This window comes from Sulfurirhabdus autotrophica, from assembly GCF_004346685.1.
Classification (GTDB): Bacteria; Pseudomonadota; Gammaproteobacteria; order Burkholderiales; family SMCO01; genus Sulfurirhabdus; species Sulfurirhabdus autotrophica.
On record NZ_SMCO01000032.1, the window covers coordinates 20,372 to 27,194 of the forward strand.

General features: G+C 42.7%; 9 protein-coding genes. 3 read left to right on the plus strand and 6 right to left on the minus strand.

The window, feature by feature from the left end:
• Positions 1 to 4: 4 nt before the first annotated feature.
• The 6 genes from EDC63_RS17550 to EDC63_RS17575 all read right to left on the minus strand — a co-directional run bounded on the left by EDC63_RS17550 (position 5) and on the right by EDC63_RS17575 (position 4,529).
• A complete protein-coding gene (locus EDC63_RS17550; protein ID WP_124946109.1) occupies positions 5 to 421 on the minus strand; it encodes a VOC family protein in 417 nt (138 codons plus the stop codon).
• Positions 418 to 1,164, minus strand: coding sequence for an HAD family hydrolase (locus EDC63_RS17555; protein WP_124946108.1), 747 nt, complete (start codon positions 1,162 to 1,164; stop codon positions 418 to 420). Before EDC63_RS17555 ends, EDC63_RS17550 begins: the two co-directional genes overlap by 4 nt.
• A gap of 26 nt (positions 1,165 to 1,190) precedes the next feature.
• On the minus strand, positions 1,191 to 1,760 hold the full coding sequence (locus EDC63_RS17560; protein ID WP_189836502.1) for a type 1 glutamine amidotransferase domain-containing protein: 570 nt from the start codon (positions 1,758 to 1,760) through the stop codon (positions 1,191 to 1,193).
• Positions 1,761 to 1,830: 70 nt separating this feature from the next.
• The gene (locus tag EDC63_RS17565) at positions 1,831 to 2,577 is read right to left on the minus strand and encodes a cupin domain-containing protein (protein WP_124946107.1); all 747 of its coding nucleotides are present in this window, start codon (positions 2,575 to 2,577) and stop codon (positions 1,831 to 1,833) included.
• Positions 2,578 to 3,187: 610 nt separating this feature from the next.
• On the minus strand, positions 3,188 to 3,814 hold the full coding sequence (locus EDC63_RS17570; protein WP_124946106.1) for a hypothetical protein: 627 nt from the start codon (positions 3,812 to 3,814) through the stop codon (positions 3,188 to 3,190).
• A complete protein-coding gene (locus tag EDC63_RS17575) occupies positions 3,756 to 4,529 on the minus strand; it encodes an FAD-dependent oxidoreductase (RefSeq protein WP_124946105.1) in 774 nt (257 codons plus the stop codon). The genes EDC63_RS17570 and EDC63_RS17575 overlap by 59 nt, the downstream gene beginning before the upstream one ends.
• Before the next feature lie 561 nt (positions 4,530 to 5,090).
• Here EDC63_RS17575 and EDC63_RS18920 point away from each other — a divergent pair.
• From EDC63_RS18920 to EDC63_RS17590, 3 genes are all read left to right on the plus strand, one after another.
• The gene (locus tag EDC63_RS18920) at positions 5,091 to 5,666 is read left to right on the plus strand and encodes a VPLPA-CTERM sorting domain-containing protein (protein ID WP_223248252.1); all 576 of its coding nucleotides are present in this window, start codon (positions 5,091 to 5,093) and stop codon (positions 5,664 to 5,666) included.
• Between the two features lie 55 nt (positions 5,667 to 5,721).
• Positions 5,722 to 6,441, plus strand: a complete 720-nt coding sequence (locus tag EDC63_RS17585; RefSeq protein ID WP_165923035.1) for a PEP-CTERM sorting domain-containing protein — start codon at positions 5,722 to 5,724, stop codon at positions 6,439 to 6,441.
• Between the two features lie 38 nt (positions 6,442 to 6,479).
• The coding region (locus EDC63_RS17590) for a hypothetical protein (RefSeq protein ID WP_132920974.1) at positions 6,480 to 6,823 on the plus strand (344 nt) is incomplete at its 3' end.

Consider the following 6,823-nt stretch of genomic DNA (forward strand, 5'->3'; position numbering starts at 1 on the left):
CTTATTACCAACTGCCAGAATTTTGCATTGATAACCAGGGTTGCCTGGGTGGCAAAGCACACCCTTCTTGCAGTAACTCGATGGATATTCCGTTAGGATCTTTTATGAAAGCCATCTTTCCATCTCGTGGCGGGCGAAGAATAATAACGCCTGCCTGTTGTAAGCGATGACAAAATAAATAAATATCGTCTACGCTGAATGCCAGATGGCCGAAATTGGTTCCATTGGAGTAGGTGGTGCTATCCCAGTTGTGTGTTAACTCAATTTCGGGGGCCCCCGCCTCACTCGCGAAATAATACAGACTGAATTGGCCATCTGGATAGTCTTTGTGTCGGATGAGTTTGAGGTCTAACGCATCGCCGTAAAATTTTAGCGATGCATCCAGATCGACGACTCTTATCATCGAATGCAGAAACTTCAAGTTTCGACCTCCTCAACTAAGCCCATTTCGTGAAAGTCATGAAGCGAAATGATAGGTACTTCGGATTCTTTTGCGATATCCCAGTGATCAGGCGCGTTGTAACCCCACGTTGCCCAATAAGAATTGAACCCGTTTTTATGTGCATTAATTGCATTCGTGATGTTGTCATCAAAGAATAAAACTTCGCTCATTTTGGCATGTTCCATTTGTGCTATGTTGCGCAAAACGTTGACTTTTTCCCGGCACTCCCCGAATATTTTTTCTGATGGAATATGGATGTTTGAATATTGTAAAATTTCACTGACAGATGTGGCATCCTTGCCTGTAACTATATATATTGGATAAGAAATATCCTTAAGCAGATTCTCTACGCCTGTGTAAAATGAATGATACTGTATCCATTGTTTGTACTGCGTTTGCCTGGCTGCTTTTCGATACAAATTAACTCGTTCGACAAAGCCATTTACGACTTTTTCATCGATTTGTGAGTAGGCGTCATCAAAATCTATCTGGTTCTTGAAATGCTTATGCGCATAAAATGGCGTAATGAAATGGCCAAGGTGCCTGGAGAAGTTACGATGGTTCTTGAATGTATCGATAAAACTCGCCGGAATGGCATCCAATCCTTCGGGTCCGAAATGCTCGATCCCCTTGTTGTGGAAGCCATTCCAACTGACGAGAACGCATTCATTTAATCCGTCGACGAGCAAGCCGTCGAAGTCAAATGCGAAGACTTTTGACATACTATCTCTCCTCAGTTGGGGTGTATTTAGGCAGCACTCAGGGCTGGTTGAGATGTTGATTTGGTTGCGTAATTTTCAACCGTATCAAATACCGCACGCATAAATTCGCCTACATAACCATAATATGAGCAGGTAATGATGTTTTTGTCGATAATGACTTTTGCATCGATGACATTGGCGCCGCTATTGGCCATATCATCTACCATGCCGATATAGGCACATACATCCCGGCCCCTCAGTACCTTGGCTGAAATCATGATCCAAGGTCCATGGCATAAACCAGCTACTACTTTTCCTGCGTCATCCATTGCTTTGACAAAATCAGTGACGTTCTTGTCTTGGCGCACTCTGTCAGGCGCTTCGTGTCCGCCAGTAAGAATAACGACATCGTATTTATCTGTCGACAAATCTGTGAAAGGGATGTTTGGCTTCGCGGTTTTATCCATGGGTAATGGTACGCCGTATTTTCCGATAACTGGCTTTCCTTCCTTTGTGGCAACGTCAACGTTGTATCCTTCTTCCTTGAGTCGGTAATAAGTATAGATGACGTCATGATCTTGAAATCCAGGGCCGGTAATAATAACTGCGTTAAACATGATATTTCCTTTTGGTTTGGGTTGATAAAATGGTGAAACGGTTTTGGATAATTTGCCCGTGCTTGGCAAATCAAGTCTGGTTGCGACTGACTACAAGATAAGGGGTTTGATTTCCTAATTGACCAGAAAAGTCACTAGTTAAGGAAATGACTTCAATCTTCTGTTTTATGGCATCTTCAAGGGCCAATGAAATTGCAAATTCAGGATTAAACTGGAGTTCTGTATTGATCCCATGCCCAGGAGCTATGCTGAAATAAAAGTCTCCATGCAAGTCGCTTGATCTCATTTTTGCGTGTGGTTGAAGTGAGTCAGAGCTCATAGGGCAAATTGGCTGAAGGCTTTTAGTTTTTTCATAAAATTGTCCTTGTCTGCCATATTTGTCTTTAGTGCGCACCAGATCAAATTTATTGCGTGGTGTTTCAACCTCGATCAGTTCAGCTGTGGATTCCCCAATACTATCGGTTGAATGAAACACACCTTTCGGAATCGAAATAAAATCGCCTTGCTTTAAGAGATGGGATGATCGGATAAAATTTACGCGGATATCCCCTTGTAAGCATATGAGCACAGTTTCCTTTCGGGGGTGGCAGTGCATCGAAGTTGATTGGCCGGTTGTGACTGAAAGTCTCCATACATCTAACAGTAAGTCGGCATACACACGATGTTCAAATCCCCATGGTTTATCGATTACTTCGTCCAGGTAGACATCGTTTGAAAAATCCTCTAACTTGATGGTTTGACCATCGGCGATCTCCTTCGAAAAAACAAGGATGTCATCATCAGAAACCTGCTCGCCAAATACTCTTTTATGTTTCATTACAGTTCCTTTATCGAATATCTAAATTAGTAAAGAAAATCCTTATGTAAAAACTGAAGCAGATAAAAATACATGCTACTTTTACCTCTTTATTTCCCTAATATTCTTGTTCGAGGTGAAACAAGTTTTTATAAGATTCATTTTGAATTTTATGTATTTATTTGTTTACTCACTTGTCCTAAACTATATAGTCAATATATGAATGTTTGTAGTAGCGTAGATGAATATCATTTCTTACATTGTGTAATAAGTTGGATATGGCATCGCGTGCTTGTTTGCATTTGGTAAACGATAAAATGCGCCAATGTCTCAGCTATAGATATTGAGTTTTTCAGGCTTGCTCTGCTTGATGCAGGCCATTTTTTTTGTTGGCTTCCATGCGGGCTTGCCGTATGTTGTCTATGGTGTTACAGGAGATTGAGTGGTTAAATAGCGTTAACCCACTTAGTGGGTTTGCTTAATAATGAATGTCAGGTAATGGTGCTATCCAGTAGGCTGTTTGCACTCACACCAACCAACTTAATGGAGGATCTGGGGCTGTAATAGGTGAGAGAGCAGGTTTGTTGTACTCTCAAGAACAGATATGAGCGAATGACCAGATAGTGCCACTTTATAATCGAGATTTTTTTCTTAATCCAGACTTCAGGATTCTTGCAAGCATTAAGGGTGTGAGCAATGCGGCAGGGGTGGCAGTCATATGCAGTACTTGAATGTACGTATAGGCAACATGCTGATTGTGCGCCGCGGCAATGCCGATCAGATTTGAAAATTTGTGCATAGTACGTAATGCAACACCAGTTTTAGGTCCCTCGGTTGCTGGCCAGCGCAGATCTTCATTGGTTGATATAGTCCAGGGTGAACGGTAGGCTTGCACAATGTTTCTTTGAGCATTTTTTACCCAGGCTGTGTTATCCGAATTTCCATGTGCAGCTGATTTGGCCAGAGATTCAGCCGCCAGCAGGGCAGCGGTCATGCCTTGGCCGTAGATCGGGTTGAAGCTGCAAACTGCATCACCCGTGACAAGAAAACCCTGTGGCCATTTTCCTGCTTCTGCGTAGTACCGATAAGTGCTTTCATTTTTTACAAACGCTTTCGGCTGGTTTTGTGGCTCGGCGTTTGCGATACCCTGGTGAATGATGTCGGAGCGCAGGCTTTTTGCAAAGTTAAGAAATGCGGTTTCATCTGTAGGGGGGGTAATCTTTTGAAAAACCGTATAGCGTGCAAATATATTGATCATTTTCGATGGGGAATAACACTCCGCCCCGTGTCATGTCGGGATCTTTTGCCATGACAACGGTCGCCCGGATGCCAGCATGCATGCTGACTTTTTTGTAAAGGCGTGTGGCGTATCCCAGATAAGGCTTTACCATTGTTTCCCGTACATTGCCAAAGCCTTGTTGTAGAAGCCAGTTGGGCGCGCGGCTGTTTCGACCAGTGGCATCTACAACAAGGTCTGCTGTCCAGTTGGCAGGAGTGGTTTTTTCGCCCACGGGGAGCAAGCTGATTTGTGGAGGTACATCAGCTGAGAGTTTGACCCCGGTGACTGCAGTGTTGTCTTGTATGGTGATGTTGCTGTACTGCTCAAGCAATGTGGTGCGTAGTGTATGTTCGATCAGCGACCGGCTGGCACAAAGAAATTCATAATCAGAATCGAAATGCGGGAATGCACCCATTGGAAACAGGGTATACCAGTCACGGGTAGCATTGGTCATAACCCCGCCAGCATTGATCAGTGTATCTGTGAATCCGGAAAATAGCTGTTCTAGACCAATCAGTCCCCGCCACAACAGTATATGGGCATGCTGGGCTTGTGCCGTACCGCTGCGGTATTCGGCCTTGGCTGGGAGAGTATCCCGTTCTAGCAGTATGATTTTTTCGAAATGGGGTGCAAGTGCTCTGGCAGCTAAAAGACCAGAGATACTTGCACCGAGAATAACTGCCAGACGAGACATAAGTTTTCTTTCGGAGAAATAGTTGATTGTAGCAGCATTGTTTTGAATAGCATAAAGGCATAATTATTTTTTAAAAATGTAATTTTCTTGGTTTAATATTTCCTGAATGAATCACGATCTGATATAAAGGAAGGGTTAAAAAGGTTAATTAAATTGTCAACTTATTTATATTTATATCGAATTCCATCATTTTAGCTGTTGATTCTGTCGGTATATTTTACAAGCACTGTCTTGTTAAATTTTGTAGGAATTTATAAAGCCACTGCACGCTATAGCTTCTTTAGAAAATGAAATTAATTCAATAGCATCTAACACTTTCTTTAAAATAAATGTCGAAAAATTTTACAATCATGTCTATCTTGTGATTTCATGTCATTGTTCTATATATAATAAAAATTATGGCATAAATATTGCTTGATAAGAGCTAGATTAACCTTAAGTTTAAGCTAGCTCTTATCAAGATAGAATTGAGTAAAGCAATGGTAGTTTGATAACGCTTAAGACGGATTCAAGCTTCTGAAGTTGGAAAGTTTTAACTAACTAAATTGCAAGAGGAACGGTATGAAAAAATTTGTTTTAACAGCTTTATTGTCCTTAGCCACAATTGATGCTTCAGCAGCTTTAACTCAGTTTACAGGCTCGTTATACATGTTGGGTGCAAATGGTAGCCCAGCATTTGTAAATGCACAGTGTCCTAGCTGCAATTCATCCCTAGGTGAAATTGATAAAACTCTTACCACTTTGTTGGATATATCCACTGGAACAGCTAACGACATTATTGGCAACCATGCCTTGCTTGGTGCCGGTTATAACTGGTCAATTACCAATTTAACTTTTGCGACAAACCCAGACTCCACCATTTCAGCATCTGGAAATTTCCTGTGGACTAATTCTGTCGGCCTCACAACCAGCACCTATACACAACTTTCTCTGCCTTTAGGCGCCAATGGCGAGATTGTTGCGTTGGATGGAGACTTGAATAATGTCAAAGGAAATACGCTAATTAACGGCCCTTTTCAAGGGTACTCTTTGTATCTTGAAGGAACTATATCGCCTGTCCCTGTACCCGCTGCCGTTTGGCTTTTAGGTTCAGGTCTATTTGGTTTGATCGGTTTGGCACGACGCAAAGCTGCTTAATAGTTTTTGTTGATATTATCAATTGGGGTGCAATATCATGTGTCAACTGAAACAAATGACAATGAGCGTTGCCGTTTCTATGTTATTTTGCGCTAGCACGGCACAAGCTGTGTATACCCCCATAGTGAGCACCACCGGCAATAACTTTACCATGAACAGTACAAGTGATGGCTTGCTCGGTGGCAGCAATGAAGTAAATTTTACTTGGGACGGAACCTATCGCACTTCAGTAGCAACGGATGGTTTATACAATGCGACTCTGTCTTCACTGACACCCTTCGGTGGAAAAAGATGGGAGGTACACCACATGAACGTCTACGCTCCCGGTACATACATTTTTTATACCCTTTGTGCCTCTGGAGGTGTTGCCAGTACAACATACGATCCATCGTGTGGAGTAGGGCCCTCATATACTTTAACAGTTGGGGCGGGACAAGTTGGTGCACACATGCTGTTGAACTGGTCTACCTCATCCGATCAAGACATCGTGCTGCTATGGGACATGAATAAGTCCTGGGCCGCTACTGGCACCGCATCACCGTTCCAAGCTGGTGGTTCCAATACGATCAATACGGTGTGGAATGGGGTGTCAATTGATACCCCTATTGATGCTGATACAGTTAGTGGTACCAGCATGATCGATGGTTCTTTTATTAACTATAGCTTTAATTTCAATATAAATGGCATTCAAGCGGTGCCCGCTCCTGCCTCGTTATGGTTGTTCGGTTCTGGTCTTCTTGGTTTGATCGGTTTGGTACGACGCAAAGCCGCTTAATAGTTTTTTGCTAATAATATTAATTGGAGAGCAACATCATGAATCAATTGAAACAAACTGCAATGAGCGTTGCCGTTGCTATGTTATTTTGCGCCAGCGCGGCTCACGCTGTTTATACCCCTGTTGTGACCACGACCAATAACAATCTCACAGTAGTAAGTCCTGGAAATTTGCTGACAGGTGGCACAAATGACGTAACCTTTACATGGGACGGTACTTATCGCACTTCAGTGGTTACGGATAACACTTTTAATGCCACCTTGTCCTCGCCTACCGCCTTCGCCACTAAGACATGGACTATGCACAATGTCAATATCTATGCGCCTGGAAATTACGTGTTTTATACAGGCTGCCCAGCAGGAAATCCTGCCTGCGGTGTTGG

Coding starts and splice junctions, on each gene's coding strand:
- EDC63_RS18920 (WP_223248252.1), top strand. CDS start 5,091: ATGAAAAAATTTGTTTTAACAGCTTTATTGTCCTTAGCCACAATTGAT.
- EDC63_RS17575 (WP_124946105.1), bottom strand. CDS start 4,529: ATGTCTCGTCTGGCAGTTATTCTCGGTGCAAGTATCTCTGGTCTTTTA.
- EDC63_RS17565 (WP_124946107.1), bottom strand. CDS start 2,577: ATGAAACATAAAAGAGTATTTGGCGAGCAGGTTTCTGATGATGACATC.
- EDC63_RS17570 (WP_124946106.1), bottom strand. CDS start 3,814: ATGATCAATATATTTGCACGCTATACGGTTTTTCAAAAGATTACCCCC.
- EDC63_RS17555 (WP_124946108.1), bottom strand. CDS start 1,164: ATGTCAAAAGTCTTCGCATTTGACTTCGACGGCTTGCTCGTCGACGGA.
- EDC63_RS17560 (WP_189836502.1), bottom strand. CDS start 1,760: ATGTTTAACGCAGTTATTATTACCGGCCCTGGATTTCAAGATCATGAC.
- EDC63_RS17585 (WP_165923035.1), top strand. CDS start 5,722: ATGACAATGAGCGTTGCCGTTTCTATGTTATTTTGCGCTAGCACGGCA.